Raw genomic sequence first — 19,753 nt, 5'->3', positions numbered from 1 at the left:
CCATTGGCAGTTGGCAAATTCACCCTCCCCGTGAACAGCGGCCCGATCTTGCGCCGGGCGCAGCCTTTTCGTTTCTCGTTGTGTGAGATTAAAAAAGTTGAGGGTCAACAAAAATTTTTTTACTGCGGCGCAGCATGGGGCCTATAGCGACGACTGTGCGCGGCGGATGTCGTTCTATTCAAAGGATTTTAGCTGCTCACGATCAATCCGCGCCAATTCACGCGCCGTCGGGTCAAGCGGCGCGAATGAAACACTCAGCCCGCTGGGATGCCATTCGCAGATCCCGAATCCGGTGCCCTCAACGATACGCAAATCGCGGGTTTCGGTCAGATCGATGGTGGAGTGCAGCCCGTTGGAGATCACCACCGGGATGCCGTGCCAATGGCTCACCCGGTTCACATGCACATGGCCCGAAAGGATCCCCGCCACATGCTGTCCCTTCAGCATTGCAGCCAAACGCGCGCTGCTGGCCTTATCCAAACTGCCCCACGCCAGCGCTTCGGGATCAATGCGCGGCGGGTGGTGAATGACCAAGAGTTTCGCCAGTTCGGGGTGACGCTGCAGCGCCGCCTGTAGAAACTCGAACTGCGCGTCATCCAGCGCCCCGGCCACCTTGCCCGGTACACTGCTGTCCAGCGCAATAACATGCAGATCACCCTGCGGCGCGTCGTGGAAATAGGGCGCATCAGCCAGCCCCGGCGCAAAGACCTCGTTGAACCCGGCGCGTTTGTCGTGGTTGCCAAGGGCCATCACCAGCGGCGCTTTCAGCGGGGCCGTGATCTCGTGCACCAGCGCATAGCTTTCCCGGTCGCCCTGATTGGTCAGATCGCCGCTGGCCACGACAAAGTCGGGCTGCGGGTCCATCGCGTTGATCACCTCCACCACGCGGCGCAGGGTGGCGGGCGTATCGCTTTGCAGATGCGGGTCGGCCAAATCGGGGTGCGAGATATGCAGGTCGGTCAGGTGGACGAAACGGGTCATGGGCGTACTCCTGCGGCTTTCAGCAGGGTTTTCGTATAAGGGTGCTTAGGCGCGCGCAACACATCAGCGGCCGCACCGCTCTCAAGCGTTTTGCCGTGCTGCAGCACCAGCACCCGGTCACAGACCGCCCCCACCACCGCGAGGTCATGGCTAATAAAGACCATCCCGAGGCCCAGATCATCTTGCAGGTCCATCAGAAGATTAAGAATTTGCGCCTGAACCGAGACATCAAGGGCCGAGACCGCCTCATCCGCCACCAGCAGCGCAGGGCGCGTGATGATGGCGCGGGCGATGGCGATGCGCTGACGCTGCCCGCCCGAGAATTCATGCGGATATTTGCCTGCGTCGGCTGGATGCAGCCCGACCTGCTCCAAGGCTTCGGCGACGCGATGGGTGATATTCTCCGTCTCTCCGTTGGCGCGCAGCGGCTCCGCGATGGACCAGCCAATGCGGCGGCGCGGGTTGAGCGAGTCGAAAGGGTCTTGAAACACCATCTGAAAACCGCGCCGCAGCTTGCGGAGCTCTTCGCCCTGAAGCTCGTGCAGATCGCGCCCCTGAAACAGCACCTCCCCCGCGTCCGGACGCTCAAACGCCATGATGAGCCGCGCCAATGTCGATTTGCCCGAACCGCTTTCGCCGACCACGCCCAAGGTCTCGCCCGCGTGTAGCGAAAACGCCGCCCCCTCCAGCGCGGTCAGTACTGGCGGGGCGCGCAGCAGGCTTTGACGCGGCAGCTTGTAGCGGCGGGTCAGGTTGCGGACCTCCAAGAGCGGCGGCGCGTCAGTCATGCCGCGGCTCCGTCAGCAGATGACAGGCGGCGCCGCGCCCCATTTCGGTCTGCGCAAAGGCCGGGCGCTGCGTGGCGCAATGGGGTAGTTCAGCCGGGCAGCGTCCCGAGAAGCGGCAGCCCAGCGGCAGCGCATGCAGCGGCGGCACAGTGCCGGGAATGGTCGGCAGCCTGCGGCGTTTTCCTTGGGCATCCCGCCCCGCCACACCGGCATCGGGCCGCGCGCCCAACAGCCCCTTGGTATAGGGATGCGCGGGCGCGCCAAGCACCTTTGCCGTGCGGCCCCGCTCAACCATATCGCCCGCATACATCACCACAATGTCTTCGGTGGCACGCGCCACGGCGGCAAGGTCGTGGCTGATGAAAACCAGCGCCATCTCGCGCTCCCGCGCCAACCGTTGCAGCAGATCGGTGATCCGCAGCGCTACATTGGCATCCAGCGCCGTGGTCGGCTCATCCGCGATCAGCAGCATCGGATTGCAGGCCAAGGCCAGCGCGATCAGCACCCGCTGGCGCTGCCCGCCCGACATCTCATGCGGGAACTGCCGCAGGCGTCGATCTGGGTCGGGAATGCCCACCTCTTCGAACAGGCTCAGCGCGCGGGCGCGGGCCGCGCGGCGCGTCAGCCCGTCGTGCAGCAGCATCGGCTCCATCACCGTATCGCCCACCCGCCGCAGCGGGTTGAGCGCCGCCATCGGCTCCTGAAACACCATCGCGACGCGGCGGCTGCGCAGCCTCTGCCAGTCCCGCTCGGCCGCGCGGGCCATATCCTGCCCGTCGATGCGAAGCTGTCCGGTCAGGCGCGCGCTGTCGGGGGCCATGCCCATCAGGCACAGGGCCAGAAGCGTCTTGCCCGAACCGCTTTCACCCACGACACCCAAGCGGTCGCCGCACTCGATCACCAGATTGGCATCACGCAGCGCCGCCGCATGGCCGAAATGGACCGAGAGATTGCTAAGATCGATCATCGCGCGCGCACCAATCTCGGGTCGGTGATATCACGCAGCCCGTCGCCCAGAAGGCCGAACCCCAGCACCGCCACGACGATGCAAAGGCCGGGATAGATTGCCAGCTGCGGGGCGAGATACATCAACGTCTGCGCCTCCGACAACATCCGCCCCCAGCTTGAGGCGGGCGGCTGTGCGCCAAGGCCGAGATAGCTCAGCGCCGCTTCGGCCAAAATCGCTACGGCAAACTCGATGGTGGCCTGCACGATGATGGCCGCGGCGATATTGGGCAGGATGTGATCGCGGCTGATCGCAAAGCGCCCCCGCCCCGCCGCGCGTGCCGCGGCGACATAATCGCGTGTCCAGATTTGGTTGGCAGAGGCACGGGTGACGCGCGCGAAGATGGGGATGTTGATAAACGAGATCGCCAGTACCGCATTGGTCAGCGACGGCCCAAAGACTGCCGCCAGCATGATCGCGAAGAGCAACGCCGGAAAGGCGAACCCCAGATCAGCCAACCGCATCACCGCATCCTCGACCCAGCCGCCGAGTGCCGAGGCGAGCAACCCAAGCGCCACGCCGATACTGCCGCCCAGCAGCACCGCCACCAGTGCCACGGTCATCGAGTTGCGCGCCGCCGCCATAAGCTGCGCCACGACATCGCGGCCCAGTTGATCGGTGCCCAGCCAATGCTCTGCCGAAGGCGGCGCGAATTTGGTCGAGATCGACATGGTCTGCGGGTCATGCGGGGTCCAGACCAGCGACAGGGCCGCCACCCCGACCACTAAGCTGACCAGAACCGCGCCCAACAAGAAATTCGCCGGAAGCCGCCTCATGCCCGCGCCTTCAGCCGGGGGTCGATCACGACATAGAGCAGATCGACCACGAAATTCGCCGTTACTACGATGGCGGCAAAGAGCATCACCAGCGCTTGCACCGTGGGCAGGTCTCGGTTGGCGATGGATTGAAAAATCAGCCGTCCCAGACCGGGCAGGTAGAAGACGTTCTCGATTACGATGGTCCCCGTTACCAATGCCGCAAACTGCATCCCGACGATGGTGACAATCGGCACCAACGCATTGGGCAGCACATGGCGCCACAGTATCCGGCGGTGCGACAACCCACTGGCCCGCGCGGTGCGCACGAAATCCTGCCGCATCACCTCCAGCGCCGAAGACCGCGTAACCCGCGCCAGTACCGCGGATTGCACCAGTGCCAGCGCCACCGTAGGCAGAATGAGCGAGCGCAGCGCAGCGACCGGATCGTCCCAGCCCGCAAAGCCCCCGGGGGGCAGCCAACGCAGCTTCACGGCAAAGAGCATCACCAAGAGGATCGACAGCCAGAACGCTGGCACCGCAATACCAAGCTGGCTGAGGAACATCACCCCCCAGTCGCCCGCGCGGCCATGCTGCGCCGCCGCCGTGATGCCAAGGCTCAGGGCAAGCACCAACGTCACCAACATCCCCGCCACAGCGAGTGAAATGGTCATCGGCAGCCGCTCGGAAATCAGCTCTGAGACTGGGACACGGAAAGAGTGGCTGATCCCAAAATCTCCCTGCAAGGCGTTCCAGACCCACGAAACATATCGGGTCACCAGCGGCGCGTTCAGCCCCAACTGCTCGCGCAGCGCCGCCAGCGCGTCCTCGCTGGCGTCCATCCCAAGAATCGTCAGCGCCGGGTCGCCCGGCAGCACGTTCATCACGGCAAAGACCACGACCGACACGGCCAGCAGGGTCAGCACGAAACCAAGCGTGCGGCGGAAAAGGAAATAGGCCACGGGGTCAGGTCCAATGGCTGCGGCACGCGTGGCACCGCAGCCGGTTTAGGTCAATTGGCGACGCTGACGCCCTTGAGCGGCATGTAGAGCACAGGCGAAGACGACCAATAGCCTTCGACCCCCTCACGGAAAACACCGAGCAATGGCAGCTGGAACAGGAAAGCATGAACTGACTGATCCGACAGCATCTGCTGGCCCTGCTTGAGCAATTCATCGCGCTTGGCCGGGTCGACCTCTGTCGTGATCTGCTCCCACAGGGCGGTCATCTCGGCATTGTCATAGCCGTAGAAGTAGTCCGGCCCACGGGCGAAATTGCCCATGTCGTTGGGGCTGGTGTGGGCGATGATGGTCATGTCGTAGTTCTTCTGCTTATAGACCTCATCGATCCAGAAGCCCCATTCGACATTCTCAACCTTGGCGTCGATCCCGGCCTCGGCAAGCTGGTTCTGAATGATCTCAGCCGAGCGGGTGGCGTAGGGGAACGGCGGCACGCGCAGGGTCATGGTGGCGCCGGCCACGCCGGCGGCTTCAAACATCTCCTCGGCCTTGGCGCTGTCATGCGGATAGGCGTCCGTCAGGTCGACATAGGCGGTGCCATGCGGCGGGTAGAAGCTGCCGATGGGCACGGCTTGGCCGTACATCGCGCCCTCGATGATCTCGTCCCGGTCGATGGCGGTGGCCACGGCGCGGCGCACCTCGACGTTGTCGAAGGGCGGCTTGGCGTTGTTCATGGCGAGGATCACTTCGCCCTCGGTCGAGCCAACGTTGACGCGGAAGCGCGGGTCGGCTTCGAACTGCGGCAGCAGCTCCGGCGCGGGGAAACCGGGGAAGGCGTCGAGCTCTTCGGCCATCATCGCCGCTGTCGCGGCGGCGGGGTCGGAGATAAAACGGAACACCACCTTGTCCAGCGCCACATCGGCGGCATCGCGGTGATCGGGGTTCTTGACCAGCGTCAGGCGGTCGCCACGGGTCCAACTGTCGAACTTGAAGGGGCCGGTGCCCACAGGGTTGGCGTTGTTGGTCTCCGCGCTCTCAAGGGCCACGATGGCGCTGTCGCCCTGTCCCATGTTGAAGAGGAAAAAGGCGTCTTTGCCCGAAAGCGTGATCTCGACCGTCTGCGAGTCGACCGCTTTGACGCTCTCAATCGGCTCGAAGATATCCTTCGAAGGGTTCACGCTGTCTTCGCCCATGGCACGCTCGAAGGAATAGACCACATCCTCGGCATCCAGCGCGCTGCCATCGTGGAAGGTCACGCCCTCGGCCAGTGTGAACCTATAGGTCAGCCCGTCTTCGGACACCTCCCAAGAGGCCGCGAGGTTGGGCTGCACCTCGCCGTTTTCTGCCACGGTGGTCAGCGATTCAAAGACGTTTTGCGTCATCATGCTGTCGATGGAGGCGGTGGCATCCGCCGTGGGGTCGAGCGACGTGGGCTCCTGCTGCATGCCGATGACAAGCTCGGCGGCGGCAGAGGCCGAGGACATAAGGCCAAAGGCCAGCGTCAGCGCGGGAAGGGTTTTGGTGAGGGGCAAATAAGACATGGGGCAGCACTCCTGTGGGGAGGGGCGTGTTCGGCCCTGCCGCGCGCCCCTTTGTGACAGACTGCGCCGGGCGGGGGCGTTCGGTCAACGGCTTTGGCGCAAAACAAGAAAACTTCATGCAATTGCAACAATATGCCGGATTTCGTCGAGCTGCCCCAGAAGCGAAAATGGAGCGGGGGATCGGCCCTTTTGTACGGCAGTCGGCGGTGCTAGCCTCCGCGCAGAGAGGGCGGATTATGGATATTTCTACGGCAGGTTTCGATTGCATTGTCATTGGCGCGGGCATCGCGGGCGCTTCTGTCGCTGCTGAACTGTCTAGCGACCGCCGGGTGCTGCTATTGGAGCGGGAAAGCCAGCCGGGCTATCACACCACGGGCCGCTCTGCCGCCCTGTTTACCGTGACCTATGGGCCGGAGGTGATCCGCGCCCTCTCCCGCGCCTCCGCCGCTTTCTTTCACACCCCCGCCAGCCCCCATCTAGAGCATCCGCTGCTGGAACCACGCGGCGCGGTGTTTGTCGCGCGGCAGGATCAGCAGGCAGCGCTGGCGCGCACCGCCGAGGAACTGGGGCCCCATGTCACCCCGCTGACCGGGGCCGAAATCGAGACACTCGTGCCGCTGCTGCGCAAGGGTTATGCCAGTGCCGGGCTGCGCGATGCGTCGGCGGCGGATATCGACGTGAACGGGCTGCACCAGCATTACCTCAAGACCTTCCGCGCCGCGGACGGTGTCTTGCAAACCAAGGCCGAGGTGCGGGCACTTCGCAAAGAAGGAGACTGGCAGGTCGACACGAACCAGGGCATTTTCCACGCGCCGGTCATCGTCAATGCGGCTGGGGCTTGGGCCGATGAGATCGCCACGCTGGCCGGGCTTGCACCTGCGGGTCTCACCCCGAAACGCCGCACGGCGCTGACGGTGGCGCCACCCGATGGCATGGCACCGGACCGTTGGCCGATGGTGGTGGATATCGATGAGCAGTTCTACCTCAAGGCCGATGCGGGCAAACTGCTGATTTCACCTGCGGACGCCACGCCCTCGCCCCCTTGTGACGCCCAGCCCGAGGAATTGGATATCGCGATCTGTATCGACCGGATCGAAACCGCATTCAACCTTCACCGCCCCCGCATCGAAAGCCGCTGGGCCGGGCTGCGCAGTTTCCTGCCCGACGGTGATCCGGTGGCGGGCTATGATCCCGAGGGGGAGGGGTTCTTCTGGCTGGCGGGCCAAGGCGGTTATGGCATTCAGACTGCGCCGGCGCTGGCGCGCCTTGCCGCGGCTTTGCTACGGGGAGAAGATATCCCCGGCGACATTACCGCCGAGGGGGTTACTGTGGCTGGCCTTGCAAGGGGCCGTGCGGGATTGGCTTAGCCGTTCATCCCAGCATCGGCTTCGATCTGCTTGCGCGACTTGCGCGCGCGCTCTGTCGCCGATTTCAACTGACCACAGGCGGCCATGATGTCTTCGCCACGGGGCTTGCGCACGGGCGAGGCATAGCCCGCGTTATAAACGATATCGGCAAAAGCGCGGATGCGGTTGTTGGACGACCGCTCATAGGGCGAACCGGGCCATTCGTTGAAGGGTATCAGGTTGATCTTGGCCGGGATGCCCTTAATCAACTCGACCAAACGATGCGCGTCTTCGTCGCTGTCGTTCACGCCCTTCAGCATCACATACTCAAAGGTGATCCGCTCGGAATTACTGACCTTGGGATAGGCGCGTAGGGCATCGAGCAGTTCTTCGATGTTCCAACGCTTGTTGATTGGCACCAGCTTGTTGCGCACCTCGTCAGTAGTCGCGTGGAAAGACACGGCCAATTGGCAGCCAATCTCAGCGGCGGTGCGGTGGATCTCGGGCACAACACCGGAGGTCGAGAGCGTGATGCGGCGGCGCGAGAGCTGGATCCCCTCGGGGTCCATCGCAATCTTCATCGCGTCGCGCACGTTCTCAAAATTGTACAGCGGCTCACCCATACCCATCAGCACGATATTGCTCAAAAGACGGGCCTCTTCGGTCCGGGTGCCAGTCTCGGGCCATTCATCCAGATCGTCGCGCGCCACCATAACCTGACCGATAATCTCAGCGGCGGTAAGGTTCCGCACCAGTTTCTGGGTGCCCGTGTGGCAGAAGGAACAGGTCAGCGTGCAGCCCACTTGGCTGGACACACACAGCGTGCCGCGACCCTCTTCAGGGATATAGACCACCTCAACCTCATGGCCACCCGCGATCCGCACGAGATACTTGCGCGTGCCGTCTTCGCTTTCCTGCCGGGTCAAGACCTCGGGCACTTCGATCACGAATTTCTCTGCCAGTTCAGCGCGGTAGGCCTTGGCAAGGTTGGTCATGGAGTCGAAATCACGCACACCCCATTGATAAATCCACTGCCAGATTTGCCCCACACGCATCTTCGCCTGTTTCTCAGGCGTGCCGTTTGCGATCAACACATCGCGCATGGCGTCACGGGTCAGACCAACAAGGTTGATCGGCCCCTCAGGCAACTTGCGGGGAAGGGTCATCACGTCTTGGGTGATGGGCGCGGAAGCGGACATTTCAAAGACTCACAGGCTAGGGATGGGTTTCTATATAAGAAATGACGCGATTTGCAAAAGGGTTTGGCCGCGCGGGCATAGAGCCGCGCTCAATAGGCCTTTTTGCTTGTCCGCAATTCACCCGTCGCCAGAACTGGCGCGGCATCCAGACTGTCTACATTCAGCATCGCCGCCACCCGTTCTAACGAAGACACCAACTGCGCCTGCTCCCAGTCGGCGAGATCCGCAAACGCGCGGACGTAGCGTTGCTGCAAGGCATCAGGGGCTTCTTCCAACACATCCTCACCTTGGGTGGTCAGGGTGATGTTTGTCTGCCGACGATCCTGCGCCGAGGGCTGGCGCGATACCAAACCCCGTGCCACTAGCTTATCGACCAAGGCGGTGACGGTGGCTTGGCTGACGCCCATCTGGTTGGCGAGGGTCTTGGCGGTTGGGTCTTTCTTCTCCCCCACGATCTGCAACACGCGCAGCTGCGCGGGGGTGACCCCCGCAGCCTGCGCCAAATCGCGGGCATAGAGTTCAGTGGCCCGCAAAATGCGGCGTAAAGCGATCAGACTCTCGTCGACCCGGTCGGGATGTTTCTGCGTCATGGTGCATCATTGCACAATGCAGCCAATTTCAGCAATCGGTCTCTACCGCCCTCAACGCTTAGTATAGCTAAGCGAAACGGCACAATTTCATTAGCCTTACGAAACAAATATGCACATAAGTATGCCTCTGAAACCACGCTATAAGCGTATTTTGAGGTATTTTGCTTTGAATGTTGAAGTATCACCGGACATGCCCTACTTAGCTTATCGAAACAACAAGGGAGCCCCGACCGGATGCAGAATGAACTCGACATAAAGAAAGCCCGCACACCCAAGCTGCGTAAGCCCATTGCCGAGGACGGAGCCGCCATCTGGCGGTTGATTCGCGACTGCAAGCCGCTCGACGAGAACTCGCTTTACGCGAACCTGATCCAAGCCGACCACTTCCGCGACACTTGTGTTGTGGCTGAAATGGACGGCGACATCGTTGGCTGGATTTCTGGCCATATGATCCCTGCCCAAGACGCCTTCTTTGTCTGGCAGGTCGCCGTCAGCCCCAAGGCCCGTGGCCTTGGCTTGGGTAAAACCATGCTGATGGAACTCGTGAACCGCGATGAGACTGAGGACGCCAAGACCCTCAAGACCACGATCACTCGGGACAATGACGCCTCCTGGGGGCTGTTCCGCAGCTTTGCCAATCACGTCGGCGGCGACCTTTCGGATGCCCCGCACTTTACCAAAGACGCCCATTTCGAGGGCGCACATGACACCGAACATATGGTGACGATCACGCTGCCCGAGACTGCCGCGCTCAAACGCGCCGCGTAAACCGCAGCTGACAATTCACACGACAGATTCTCTTGAAGAGAAAGGATATTCCTATGCCTAAAGACATGGCACAGAACACGACCATCTTTACCCGCCGCGAGAGCGAAGCACGCTCCTATTGCCGTGGCATGAACGCCGTTTTCACCCGCGCCAGCGGGTCGGAGATGTTCGATGAAGAGGGCAATCGCTACATCGACTTCCTCGCCGGCTGTTCCTCGCTGAACTACGGCCACAACGATGCGGACATGAAGGCCGCGCTGGTGGAACACATCACCAATGACGGCATCGCCCATGGTCTCGACTTCCATAGCGACACCAAGGCTGCCTTTCTAAAGGCTTATGAGGAAAACATCCTCAAGCCGCGCGGCATGGATTACAAAGTCATGATGACCGGCCCGACCGGCACCAATGCCGTCGAAGCCGCGATCAAGCTGGCGCGTAAGGTGACAGGCCGGACCAATGTGATCTCCTTCACCAACGGTTTTCATGGCATGACCATGGGCGCGCTGGCGCTGACCGGCAACAAAGGTAAGCGTGGCGGCGCGGGCGGTGGCTCGTTGGCCGATGTGACACATATGCCTTTTGAGGGATCGCTGGGCGAAAATGTCGACACGCTTGAGATGATCGACGCGATGCTGTCGAACCCCTCCTCGGGCATCGACGCCCCTGCGGCATTCATCTTTGAGCCGATCCAAGGCGAAGGCGGTCTGAACGCGGCCTCCGACGCATGGATGCAGGGCATCGAGAAAATCGCCCGCAAGCATGGCGCACTCCTGATCATCGACGACATTCAGGCGGGCTGTGGCCGTTCGGGCAGCTTCTTCTCGTTTGAGGCGTCCGGCATTAAGCCCGACATGGTGACCCAAGCGAAATCGCTTTCCGGTTTCGGCCTGCCCTTCGCGGCCCTGCTGATCGCGCCTGAGCATGACATCTGGAAGCCCGCCGAGCACAACGGCACCTTCCGCGGCAACACCCACGCCTTTGTCACCGCCCGCGTCGCGATTGAGAAATTCTGGTCCGACGACAAATTCGAAAAGTCGCTGGCCGAAAAAGCCGTGGTACTGACCACCGCGCTCAAGGACGTTGCCGATCTGGTCGACGGTGCCACGTTGAAAGGCCGCGGCCTGATGCAGGGTGTCGATGTCGGCTCGGGCGAATTGGCCGGTGCAATCTGTGCGCGTGCCTATGAATTGGGCCTTGTGATCGAAACATCGGGCGCGAACGATGAAATCGTTAAATATCTTGCCCCGCTCACCACGCCGGAGAAGGTCATGCGCGAAGGGTTTGATATCCTCCTTCAAGCGACCCGTGACGTGACGGGCAACATGAAACTGGCAGCGGAGTAATACCGATGATTGTACGCGATTTTAACAAACTTCAGGGCACAGACCGTCACGTTGGTGACGCGCAATGGACGTCCACACGCTTGCTTTTGGCTGATGACAAGATGGGATTCTCTTTCCACATCACCGTTCTTGAGGCCGGGTCGGAACACACGTTCCACTACAAGCACCACTTTGAGAGCGTCTATTGCATGAAGGGCAAGGGGTCGATCACCGATCTCGCCACCGGCGAGACCCATGAGATCACCCCCGGCGTGATGTATGCGCTGAACCTGAACGACAAACACACCCTGCGCGCAGAGGAAGAACTGCACATGGCGTGCTGCTTCAACCCGCCTGTTACGGGCAACGAAGTGCACCGCGAAGACGGCTCCTATGCGCCTGCCGAGGAGGTAGCGTAAGTTATATGACTCAACCGTCCCACACTGTCGAAAAAATCGGCGGGACGTCCATGTCCCGCGTCAACCAGCTCAAAGATACGCTCTTTGTCGGTGACCGTAAGGGCGCGGACATCTATGGGCGCGTCTTCGTGGTCTCCGCCTTTGGCGGGATCACGAACCTGCTGCTGGAGCATAAGAAATCCGGCGAGCCGGGCGTTTACGCGCATCTGGCCAACGCCAGCAACGACCACGGCTGGCACGAGGCGCTGACCCGGGTGTCTGCCGAGATGCAGCGCGTGCACCGTGAGGTGCTGGAGCATCCCGGGGACATTGAGCAGGCCGACGCCTTTGTGTCCGAGCGCACCCATGGTGCCCGCAACTGCCTGATCGATCTGCAACGCCTCTGCGCCTACGGTCACTTCCGCCTGTCGGAGCACATGCTGCAAATCCGTGAGTTGCTGTCCGGGCTGGGCGAGGCGCATTCCGCTTTCGTCACCACGATCCTGCTGCAGCGCGCTGGTGTGAACGCGCGTTTCGTTGACCTCTCCGGTTGGCGCGATGAGGGTAATGTCACGCTCGACGAGCGCATCACGCAGGCGATGGAGGGTATCGACCCGCATACTGAAATGCCCATCGTCACCGGCTATGCGCAATGCGCCGAAGGGCTGATGCGTGAGTTTGACCGTGGCTATTCCGAAGTGACCTTCTCCAAGCTGGCGGCCCTCACCGGTGCGCGCGAGGCGATCATTCATAAGGAATTCCACCTGTCGTCCTGCGACCCGAAACTGGTCGGCGAGCATGCCGTCAAAAAGATCGGGCGCACGAACTATGACGTGGCGGACCAACTGTCGAACATGGGGATGGAGGCGATCCACCCCAAGGCGGCCAAGACCCTGCGTCAGGCCGACGTGCCGCTGCGGGTGACCAACGCTTTTGAGCCCGAAGACCCCGGCACGCTGATCGACGACCGCAAGGCCGAGACGCCTGCGGTGGAGATCGTCACGGGTTTGGACATTGTTGCGTTCGAGCTGTTCGAACAGGACATGGTCGGCGTGAAAGGCTATGATACCGCGATTCTCGACGTGCTGACACGGCACAATGTGCGGATCGTCTCGAAGGTGTCGAACGCCAATACGATCACGCACTACCTTGATGCGTCGCTCAAGACGATGCGCCGGGTGGAAAAGGATCTGGCACAGATCTATCCCGCTGCAGAGATCACGACGAAAACGCTGTCGATGGCCTCGGTCATCGGGCGTGACCTGAACGGGCTATCGGTGTTGCAGCGGGGCCTAGTGGCCATTGCCGAGGCCGGTCAAACGGCAATCGGCGCGAGCCAAGGTCCGCGCAACGTGGACGTGCAGTTCATCGTCGAGCGCGAGTCGCTGCAGCCGGTGATCAAAGCGCTGCACGGCGCGTTTATCGAAGAAGAGGCTGCGACACCGCTTTCGCGGGCGGCCTGACGCCGACGTAGCTGATGCACTATGAGCCGCGGCTTCCGAAAGGAGGCCGCGGCTTTTTCATGCCTGCGGCCCGGCACCTGCGGCTTATCCCGGGCCCGGGTGGCAACCTAGACCCGCAAACGAAAACGGCCCCGCAGCTGCGAGGCCGTTCCCAAAAACATTCTGGCGGTTATCAACCGCCGCAGCGCTTCGCCGCATCTTCAACCGCCGCGGTAAAGCCCAGCAGCGAGAATGTGTCCTTGGTCTGCGTCCCGCGCGAAGACCGCGCTGTCAGCGTCGCATCCGCGCCGCGCTTCATTGCCGCGATGATCTTGGCATCATCCGCCGTGGTTGCCGGCCATGCCCACTCGCCTTCGGTGAACAGCTCGAATTCATTGCCGGAAATGTTCATATTGACCGTCGATCCCGAGGCAAAAGGATACCCGCCGGTAAAGGCGACCTGACCCTTGGCCCGAGCCGAGGGGCGGTAGAATACCATCAGCAATGTCTGACCCCGGTTCACCGCCACAACACGCCCATCGCGCGTGTTGACGACTTCCTTGGGCGTTGAAACGCCCCAGCATTCGGTCGGGTTGTCTTCTACAAAGACGCTCCAGTCGGTCTTGGCAGCCACCCGGTTGGTGCTCTGCTCCTGCGCCACGGCGCCACTTGCCACAAGGGCGAGCGCCCCAAGTGCAAGACCACATGTCTTCATCATTCCCATCTGTCCAGCCTCCAGCCGTCCTTGACCTCAACACGTCCACAGACCCCGTCCGGGCAACCTTGGGCGGGTTGCTCTCTTGCGGGTGTCTGCTATCTGTTCGACACCAACCACAATAACGGCAAACGCGCGACCGACGAAACCCTGATTGGCAGGATTTCGCCCAGAAACAGGATGAACCTCATGACCAAAGCAGCCCCATTTGCGGAAATCTGGCGCGGACCCTTTCTGGAAAGCGTTCATTCTGGTCATGCCGTGATCTGCGACGCGAGCGGCCAGATCGTCGAAGCATGGGGCGATCCGGAAAAGGTAATCCTGCCGCGTTCGTCCTCCAAGATGATCCAGGCGCTGCCGCTGATCAATTCTGGCGCGGCCGACAAGGCGGGTCTGAGCACCGAACAACTCGCCCTCGCCTGTGCCTCGCACCAAGGTGCCGCCATCCATACCGACCGGGTGGGCGTCTGGCTCGCCACGTTGGGGATGAGTGACGACGACTTCCGCTGCGGCGCGCAAGAACCCAACGACCGTGACGCCATGGAGGGGCTGATCCGCGCGCATGAGAAACCTTGCCAGATCCACAACAACTGCTCAGGCAAACACGCGGGGTTCCTCACGCTGAACAAACACCTCGGCGGGGGGGCGGATTACGAGAAGCCTGATCACGCGGTGCAAAAAGCCTGCCTTGAAGCGTTTGAAACGGTCACGCAAGAAACCTCGCCTGGCTATGGCATCGACGGCTGTTCGGCCCCGAACCCGGCCTGCACCCTACACGGCATGGCCCGCGCCATGGCGCATTTCGCCGCCGCCCCCGAAGGCTCTGCCGAAGCGCGCCTACACCAAGCCATGCGGCTACACCCCGAACTGGTCGCCGGCGAGGGCCGTGCCTGCACGGAACTGATGCGGGCAATGGACGGTAAGGTCGCCCTGAAAACCGGGGCCGAAGGCTTCTTCATCGCCATTTGGCCCGAGCGCAAGTTGGGCATCGCGCTTAAAGCCGCCTGCGGCACCACCCGCGCCGCCGAATGCGCGATCACCGCGTTGTTGGTCAAACTGGGCGCGCTGGACGCCAACCACCCCGCCGCGCTCAAGCGGATGAATACGCCCATCACCAACTGGCGCGGGCTTGAGACCGGGATGCTGAAACCGGCGGCGGGACTGCTCTAAACCTCTCGCGCTGCCGCTTTATTTAAACGAAACGGCAGCGCCACGCGGTCTCAGCCCGCAAATTCGGTGCGCGCATAGCCCTGCACGAAAAGCAGCGCGGTCAGATCGCCGAAGTTGATGCGGATGTCGCATTCCGCCGCGACAGAAGGCTTTGCATGCAGCGCTACGCCCATGCCAGCCCGCCCCAACATGCCCAGATCATTGGCCCCATCGCCCACGGCGACGACCTGATCTTCGGTGATCCCCAGCTTTGCGGTGATCTCTTTTAGCGCGGCGACTTTGGCCTCGCGGCCCAAGATCGGCATACCCACATCGCCGGTCAGCGCGGCCCCATCGACCAGCAGCGTATTGGCGCGGTTCTCATCAAAGCCCAGCATCTCGGCCACTTTGGCAGTAAAGGCAGTGAACCCGCCCGAAACCAGCGCGGCATAGCCGCCATTGGCCTTCATCGTGCCCACCAAGGCACCGCCGCCGGGCATCAGGGTAATCCGCTCGGCTAAGACCTTGTCGATGACAGCGGCTTCCAGCCCTTTCAGCAGACCGACACGTTCGCGCAGCGCGCCGTCGAAATCCAACTCACCGTTCATGGCGCGGGCGGTAATTTCTTTCACATGCGCGCCAACGCCCGCTTCTTCGGCCAACTCGTCGATGCACTCCTGCTGGATCATCGTGCTGTCCATATCGGCCAGCAGCATCTTCTTGCGGCGGCCTTCGCTAGGCACGATCACCAGATCGACGCCCATAGATTGGCAGCTTTCCCAAACGTCCCAACGGTTTTCCGGCAGCTGGGCCAGCGAGAATTCCGCCGCCTCATCCGGGGCCAGCCAAAGTGCGTCGCCCCCGCCCCAAGCGTTGCGCAGGCTTTCGACCAGCGCCGCATCGAGGGAGGGGTTGGAGGGGGAGGTCAACAAGATTGCCGTGAACATAAGTTTCCGATCCGCATCATTCGCGCCGCGCAAAGCGACATGACCGGCGTCCTAGCGCCATTTTGCGACTTGCGCCAGTCCAGCCTCCCCGCGTATGCCGACAAGTGGGACACCCTTCCCCAACGAAGGGCGATTATCTGAGAGGGTAGCATAAATGGCTATTACACAACCGGCATCGCGCCCGGACACGAAACCTGTTGCCGTACCGGCAAATCCGCGTTTCTCTTCCGGCCCCTGCGCCAAAATCCCCACATTCGATCTGACCAAGCTGGCGGACGCACCATTGGGCCGCAGCCACCGTGCCGCACCCGGCAAGGCCAAGTTGCTTGAGGCAATCGAGACCACCCGCGAGGTGCTCGGCGTGCCTGCGGATTACCGCATCGGCATCGTGCCCGCCTCTGACACCGGCGCATTCGAGATGGCCATGTGGTCGCTCTTGGGCGAACGCCCGGCTGAGATGGTCGCATGGGAATCCTTCGGCGCAGGCTGGGTCACCGATGTGGTCAAACAGCTGAAAATCGAAGCGCAGGTCCACACCGCCGAGTACGGCGAGATCGTAGACATGGCCGCGCTGAACTACGACAACGATGTCTGCTTCACTTGGAACGGCACCACCTCCGGCGTGCGGATGGCGAACGGCGACGCGATCCCCGCTGACCGCGCCGGCCTGACGCTTTGCGACGCCACCTCGGCGGCCTTTGCGATGGACCTGCCTTGGGACAAACTGGATGTGACGACCTTCTCTTGGCAGAAGGTGCTGGGCGGCGAAGCGGCGCATGGCATGCTGATCCTCAGCCCCCGCGCGGTTGAGCGGTTGGAAAGCTACACCCCCGCATGGCCCCTGCCGAAAATCTTCCGCCTGACCAAAGGCGGCAAGCTGAACGAGGGCATCTTTAAGGGCGAGACGATCAACACGCCCTCCATGCTCTGCGTCGAAGATTACCTGCTGGCACTCGATTGGGCGAAATCCGTAGGCGGCCTCAAGGGGCTGATCGCACGGGCCGATGCCAATACGGCGGCCATCGCCGAATTCGTCGAAGCGCATGATTGGATTGATTTCCTTGCCACCGATCCCGCGACACGGTCCAACACCTCGGTTTGCTTGAAGTTTACCGATGATCGCATTCAGGACGGTGCAGCCTTTGCCAAGGCCGTGGCCAAACGGCTTGCGGACGAAGGTGCGGCGCTCGACGTCGGCGCTTACCGCGATGCCCCTCCGGGCCTGCGCATCTGGTGCGGCGGCACGGTTGAAACGGCAGATATCGAAGCGATGCTGCCGTGGCTCGAATGGGCTTTCGAGTCTGAAATCAACGCCTAAAGCATTCCGGCGGGCGCGTGATCCTACGCGCCGCCCCTGCCCCCTATTTTTGAAAAGGACCACAAAAATGGCTCCCAAAGTACTCATTTCCGACAGCCTGTCGGAAGCCGCCGTTCAAATCTTCCGTGACCGTGGCATCGATGTCGATTTCCAGCCCCAACTGGGCAAGGACAAAGACAAACTGGCCGAGATCATCGGCAACTATGACGGTCTTGCGATCCGCTCCGCCACCAAAGTGACCGAGAAAATCCTCGCCGCTGCGCCGAACCTCAAGGTCATTGGCCGCGCGGGCATCGGAACCGACAACATCGACAAGGATGCCGCCTCGAAACAGGGCGTGATCGTGATGAACACGCCCTTCGGCAACATGATTACCACTGCCGAACATGCCATCGCGATGATGTTCGCCGTGGCGCGCCAGATCCCCGAAGCGTCGGCCTCCACCCACGCGGGCAAATGGGAAAAGTCGAAGTTTATGGGCGTTGAGCTGACCGGCAAGACGCTGGGCGTCATCGGCGCGGGCAACATCGGCGGCATCGTTTGCGACCGGGCGCGGGGCCTCAAGATGAAAGTCGTGGCCTATGACCCCTTCTTGGGCGAAGAAAAGGCCGAGAAGATGGGTGTCGAAAAGGTCGAGCTGGACGAACTGCTGACCCGCGCCGATTTCATCACCCTCCACGTTCCCTTCACTGAGCAGACGGCGAATATCCTCAGCCGCGAGAACCTTGAAAAGACCAAGCCCGGCGTGCGCATCATCAACTGCGCCCGTGGGGGTCTGGTTGACGAAGAAGCGCTCGCCGACCTGTTGAAATCCGGCCATGTGGCGGGCGCGGGTTTCGACGTCTTCGCAGAGGAACCGGCCAAAGAGAACCCGTTGTTCAACCTGCCCAACGTGGTCTGCACGCCGCACCTTGGTGCCGCGACCACAGAGGCGCAGGAAAACGTGGCGCTGCAAGTGGCCGAGCAGATGTCGGACTACCTGCTCACCGGTGCCGTTACCAACGCGCTGAACATGCCATCGGTCACCGCCGAAGAAGCCAAGGTCATGGGCCCATGGGTCAAACTGGCTGGTCACCTCGGTGCCTTCATCGGTCAGATGACCGACGAGCCGATCAAGGCGATCAATATCCTTTATGACGGCTCCGTCGCACAGATGAACCTCAAAGCGCTGAACTGTGGCGTCGTGGCGGGCATCATGAAACGCGCCAACCCGGATGTGAACATGGTTTCCGCCCCCGTGGTCGCCCGTGAAAAGGGCATCCAGATCAGCACCACGAACCAAGACAAATCCGGCGTCTTCGACGGCTATGTCAAAGTGACCGTGGTGACCGAAAAGCGCGAACGTTCCATCGCGGGCACCGTGTTCTCGGATGGCAAGCCGCGCTTTATCCAGATCAAAGGCATCACCATCGACGCCGAGATCGGGGAGCACATGCTCTACACAACCAACGAAGACGTGCCGGGCATCATCGGCACCTTGGGCCAGACCATGGGCGAGAACGGCGTGAACATTGCCAACTTCACCTTGGGCCGTCACGCGGCCAAGGGCGAGGCGATTGCCCTGCTTTATGTTGACGATCAGGTGCCAGAAACCGTGATCGGCAAGCTGCGCGACACCGGCATGTTCCGGCAGATCAAGCCGCTGCAATTCGACGTGGCCTAAGTCTCGCAACTGCACAATCTGAAAGCGCCCCCTCGTGGGGCGCTTTTGCTTTTGGCGGCATCTTCGGCCTGAGCCTTCCCTTCTTCACCGCTTTGCGGCATCACGAGGGGGTGCAGAAGGACAGGAACGACCATGCCCAACCCCATCTACGCCATCGGAGACATCCACGGTTACGCTGCCGAGCTTGAGCGCGTGCTGACTTTGATCGAAGAAGACGGCGGGCCGGACGCGCGCATCGTCTTCCTTGGCGATTACACCGACCGCGGCCCCGACAGCAAAGCGGTGATCGAACGGCTGGCACAGGGCAAGGCCGAGGGCCGCAACTGGACCTTCCTCATGGGCAATCATGACCGCATGTTCAGCTGGTTCATGGAGGATTTCCCGCGCCACGATCCGCTCTTGCTTGTTGAACTTAACTGGCTGAACCCGCGCTTAGGCGGCGACACGACGCTTGGTTCTTACGGTGTACCCGTCAACGGACGCGACCGGATGTCAGACGTTCATGCAAAGGCCCGCGAAGCGGTACCGCAGGCGCATGTCGATTTCTTGAAAACTCTCGCGCTGTCGCATCAAACGCCCGACCACTTCTTTGCCCATGCGGGTATCCGCCCCGGGGTGCCGCTGGATGATCAGACCGAGAATGACCTGCTGTGGATCCGCAAGGAGTTTCACGAATACACCGCGCCCCATCCCAAGCTGATCGTCCACGGCCACACCCCCGTGGATAGCGCTACGCATTACGGTAACCGCGTCAACCTCGACACCGGCGCGGGCTACGGAAAACCGCTTTGTGCAGCGGTGTTTGAGGGCGAAGACGTTTGGGTTCTGACGCAACAGGGGCGCAACCGTCTGCGCCCCTGATT

General features: G+C 61.9%; 19 protein-coding genes. 9 read left to right on the top strand and 10 right to left on the bottom strand.

Annotated elements, in window-relative coordinates:
• Positions 1-174: 174 nt before the first annotated feature.
• The 6 genes from O4H31_RS02495 to O4H31_RS02470 are packed head-to-tail and all read right to left on the bottom strand — an operon-like array spanning position 175 to position 6,030.
• A complete protein-coding gene (locus O4H31_RS02495; RefSeq protein WP_269342461.1) occupies positions 175-981 on the bottom strand; it encodes a metallophosphoesterase family protein in 807 nt (268 codons plus the stop codon).
• The gene (locus tag O4H31_RS02490; protein ID WP_269342460.1) at positions 978-1,769 is read right to left on the bottom strand and encodes an ATP-binding cassette domain-containing protein; all 792 of its coding nucleotides are present in this window, start codon (positions 1,767-1,769) and stop codon (positions 978-980) included. The genes O4H31_RS02495 and O4H31_RS02490 overlap by 4 nt, the downstream gene beginning before the upstream one ends.
• Complete coding sequence (locus tag O4H31_RS02485; RefSeq protein WP_269342458.1) at positions 1,762-2,736, bottom strand: ABC transporter ATP-binding protein; 975 nt, start codon at positions 2,734-2,736, stop codon at positions 1,762-1,764. The genes O4H31_RS02490 and O4H31_RS02485 overlap by 8 nt, the downstream gene beginning before the upstream one ends.
• The gene (locus O4H31_RS02480) at positions 2,733-3,551 is read right to left on the bottom strand and encodes an ABC transporter permease (RefSeq protein ID WP_269342456.1); all 819 of its coding nucleotides are present in this window, start codon (positions 3,549-3,551) and stop codon (positions 2,733-2,735) included. The genes O4H31_RS02485 and O4H31_RS02480 overlap by 4 nt, the downstream gene beginning before the upstream one ends.
• Positions 3,548-4,492 (bottom strand): ABC transporter permease, encoded by a 945-nt coding sequence (locus O4H31_RS02475; RefSeq protein ID WP_093927513.1) that lies wholly within the window; start codon positions 4,490-4,492, stop codon positions 3,548-3,550. The genes O4H31_RS02480 and O4H31_RS02475 overlap by 4 nt, the downstream gene beginning before the upstream one ends.
• Positions 4,493-4,542: 50 nt before the next feature.
• Positions 4,543-6,030 carry an ABC transporter substrate-binding protein gene (locus O4H31_RS02470; RefSeq protein WP_269342455.1) on the bottom strand — a complete coding sequence of 496 codons (1,488 nt, stop codon included), beginning with the start codon at positions 6,028-6,030 and terminating at the stop codon, positions 4,543-4,545.
• A 236-nt stretch (positions 6,031-6,266) separates the two neighbouring features.
• On the opposite strand from O4H31_RS02470, the gene O4H31_RS02465 reads away from it, so the two are divergent.
• On the top strand, positions 6,267-7,397 hold the full coding sequence (locus tag O4H31_RS02465) for an NAD(P)/FAD-dependent oxidoreductase (protein WP_269342453.1): 1,131 nt from the start codon (positions 6,267-6,269) through the stop codon (positions 7,395-7,397).
• On the opposite strand, the gene rlmN is transcribed toward O4H31_RS02465, so the two are convergent.
• Both rlmN and O4H31_RS02455 read right to left on the bottom strand, forming a co-directional pair.
• Positions 7,394-8,575: a 23S rRNA (adenine(2503)-C(2))-methyltransferase RlmN gene (gene rlmN, locus O4H31_RS02460; protein WP_269342451.1), complete on the bottom strand. Its 1,182-nt coding sequence runs from the start codon at positions 8,573-8,575 to the stop codon at positions 7,394-7,396. The two genes, O4H31_RS02465 and rlmN, sit on opposite strands and share 4 nt — an antisense overlap.
• Before the next feature lie 89 nt (positions 8,576-8,664).
• Positions 8,665-9,165, bottom strand: a complete 501-nt coding sequence (locus tag O4H31_RS02455; RefSeq protein ID WP_269342449.1) for a MarR family winged helix-turn-helix transcriptional regulator — start codon at positions 9,163-9,165, stop codon at positions 8,665-8,667.
• Positions 9,166-9,399: 234 nt separating this feature from the next.
• Here O4H31_RS02455 and ectA point away from each other — a divergent pair, with 234 nt between their 5' ends.
• The 4 genes from ectA to O4H31_RS02435 are packed head-to-tail and all read left to right on the top strand — an operon-like array spanning position 9,400 to position 13,119.
• A complete protein-coding gene (gene ectA, locus O4H31_RS02450; RefSeq protein WP_067937246.1) occupies positions 9,400-9,933 on the top strand; it encodes a diaminobutyrate acetyltransferase in 534 nt (177 codons plus the stop codon).
• 53 nt (positions 9,934-9,986) lie between these two features.
• Positions 9,987-11,279, top strand: a complete 1,293-nt coding sequence (ectB, locus tag O4H31_RS02445; RefSeq protein WP_269342446.1) for a diaminobutyrate--2-oxoglutarate transaminase — start codon at positions 9,987-9,989, stop codon at positions 11,277-11,279.
• Positions 11,280-11,284: 5 nt separating this feature from the next.
• A complete protein-coding gene (locus O4H31_RS02440) occupies positions 11,285-11,677 on the top strand; it encodes an ectoine synthase (protein ID WP_067625025.1) in 393 nt (130 codons plus the stop codon).
• 5 nt (positions 11,678-11,682) lie between these two features.
• A complete protein-coding gene (locus O4H31_RS02435; protein WP_269342441.1) occupies positions 11,683-13,119 on the top strand; it encodes an aspartate kinase in 1,437 nt (478 codons plus the stop codon).
• Positions 13,120-13,291: 172 nt separating this feature from the next.
• Here the strand turns inward: O4H31_RS02435 and O4H31_RS02430 are convergent, their stop codons facing one another.
• On the bottom strand, positions 13,292-13,816 hold the full coding sequence (locus tag O4H31_RS02430; protein WP_419723578.1) for an invasion associated locus B family protein: 525 nt from the start codon (positions 13,814-13,816) through the stop codon (positions 13,292-13,294).
• Between the two features lie 186 nt (positions 13,817-14,002).
• On the opposite strand from O4H31_RS02430, the gene O4H31_RS02425 reads away from it, so the two are divergent.
• Positions 14,003-14,983 carry an asparaginase gene (locus tag O4H31_RS02425; RefSeq protein ID WP_269342438.1) on the top strand — a complete coding sequence of 327 codons (981 nt, stop codon included), beginning with the start codon at positions 14,003-14,005 and terminating at the stop codon, positions 14,981-14,983.
• Between the two features lie 50 nt (positions 14,984-15,033).
• On the opposite strand, the gene serB is transcribed toward O4H31_RS02425, so the two are convergent.
• Positions 15,034-15,909 carry a phosphoserine phosphatase SerB gene (gene serB, locus O4H31_RS02420; protein WP_269342436.1) on the bottom strand — a complete coding sequence of 292 codons (876 nt, stop codon included), beginning with the start codon at positions 15,907-15,909 and terminating at the stop codon, positions 15,034-15,036.
• A 154-nt stretch (positions 15,910-16,063) separates the two neighbouring features.
• Here serB and O4H31_RS02415 point away from each other — a divergent pair, with 154 nt between their 5' ends.
• The 3 genes from O4H31_RS02415 to O4H31_RS02405 all read left to right on the top strand — a co-directional run bounded on the left by O4H31_RS02415 (position 16,064) and on the right by O4H31_RS02405 (position 19,751).
• Positions 16,064-17,227, top strand: a complete 1,164-nt coding sequence (locus O4H31_RS02415) for a phosphoserine transaminase (protein ID WP_269342433.1) — start codon at positions 16,064-16,066, stop codon at positions 17,225-17,227.
• A gap of 67 nt (positions 17,228-17,294) precedes the next feature.
• Positions 17,295-18,890, top strand: a complete 1,596-nt coding sequence (gene serA / locus O4H31_RS02410) for a phosphoglycerate dehydrogenase (protein WP_269342432.1) — start codon at positions 17,295-17,297, stop codon at positions 18,888-18,890.
• Between the two features lie 132 nt (positions 18,891-19,022).
• Entirely contained in the window at positions 19,023-19,751 is a 729-nt protein-coding gene (locus O4H31_RS02405) for a metallophosphoesterase family protein (protein ID WP_269342431.1), read from the top strand.
• Positions 19,752-19,753: the final 2 nt, after the last annotated feature.

It is taken from the genome of Sulfitobacter dubius (assembly GCF_027214245.1).
GTDB classification, from domain to species: domain Bacteria; phylum Pseudomonadota; class Alphaproteobacteria; order Rhodobacterales; family Rhodobacteraceae; genus Sulfitobacter; species Sulfitobacter dubius_A.
The sequence above is the reverse complement of the archived record's forward strand: the minus strand, read 5'-3'. Positions and strand labels throughout refer to the sequence as shown.

Bases quoted from the DNA above. Each gene is read 5' to 3' on its own strand.
- O4H31_RS02495 (WP_269342461.1), bottom strand. From the start codon at position 981: ATGACCCGTTTCGTCCACCTGACCGACCTGCATATCTCGCACCCCGAT.
- O4H31_RS02490 (WP_269342460.1), bottom strand. From the start codon at position 1,769: ATGACTGACGCGCCGCCGCTCTTGGAGGTCCGCAACCTGACCCGCCGC.
- O4H31_RS02485 (WP_269342458.1), bottom strand. From the start codon at position 2,736: ATGATCGATCTTAGCAATCTCTCGGTCCATTTCGGCCATGCGGCGGCG.
- O4H31_RS02480 (WP_269342456.1), bottom strand. From the start codon at position 3,551: ATGAGGCGGCTTCCGGCGAATTTCTTGTTGGGCGCGGTTCTGGTCAGC.
- O4H31_RS02470 (WP_269342455.1), bottom strand. From the start codon at position 6,030: ATGTCTTATTTGCCCCTCACCAAAACCCTTCCCGCGCTGACGCTGGCC.
- O4H31_RS02465 (WP_269342453.1), top strand. From the start codon at position 6,267: ATGGATATTTCTACGGCAGGTTTCGATTGCATTGTCATTGGCGCGGGC.
- rlmN (WP_269342451.1), bottom strand. From the start codon at position 8,575: ATGTCCGCTTCCGCGCCCATCACCCAAGACGTGATGACCCTTCCCCGC.
- O4H31_RS02455 (WP_269342449.1), bottom strand. From the start codon at position 9,165: ATGACGCAGAAACATCCCGACCGGGTCGACGAGAGTCTGATCGCTTTA.
- ectA (WP_067937246.1), top strand. From the start codon at position 9,400: ATGCAGAATGAACTCGACATAAAGAAAGCCCGCACACCCAAGCTGCGT.
- ectB (WP_269342446.1), top strand. From the start codon at position 9,987: ATGCCTAAAGACATGGCACAGAACACGACCATCTTTACCCGCCGCGAG.
- O4H31_RS02440 (WP_067625025.1), top strand. From the start codon at position 11,285: ATGATTGTACGCGATTTTAACAAACTTCAGGGCACAGACCGTCACGTT.
- O4H31_RS02435 (WP_269342441.1), top strand. From the start codon at position 11,683: ATGACTCAACCGTCCCACACTGTCGAAAAAATCGGCGGGACGTCCATG.
- O4H31_RS02430 (WP_419723578.1), bottom strand. From the start codon at position 13,816: ATGATGAAGACATGTGGTCTTGCACTTGGGGCGCTCGCCCTTGTGGCA.
- O4H31_RS02425 (WP_269342438.1), top strand. From the start codon at position 14,003: ATGACCAAAGCAGCCCCATTTGCGGAAATCTGGCGCGGACCCTTTCTG.
- serB (WP_269342436.1), bottom strand. From the start codon at position 15,909: ATGTTCACGGCAATCTTGTTGACCTCCCCCTCCAACCCCTCCCTCGAT.
- O4H31_RS02415 (WP_269342433.1), top strand. From the start codon at position 16,064: ATGGCTATTACACAACCGGCATCGCGCCCGGACACGAAACCTGTTGCC.
- serA (WP_269342432.1), top strand. From the start codon at position 17,295: ATGGCTCCCAAAGTACTCATTTCCGACAGCCTGTCGGAAGCCGCCGTT.
- O4H31_RS02405 (WP_269342431.1), top strand. From the start codon at position 19,023: ATGCCCAACCCCATCTACGCCATCGGAGACATCCACGGTTACGCTGCC.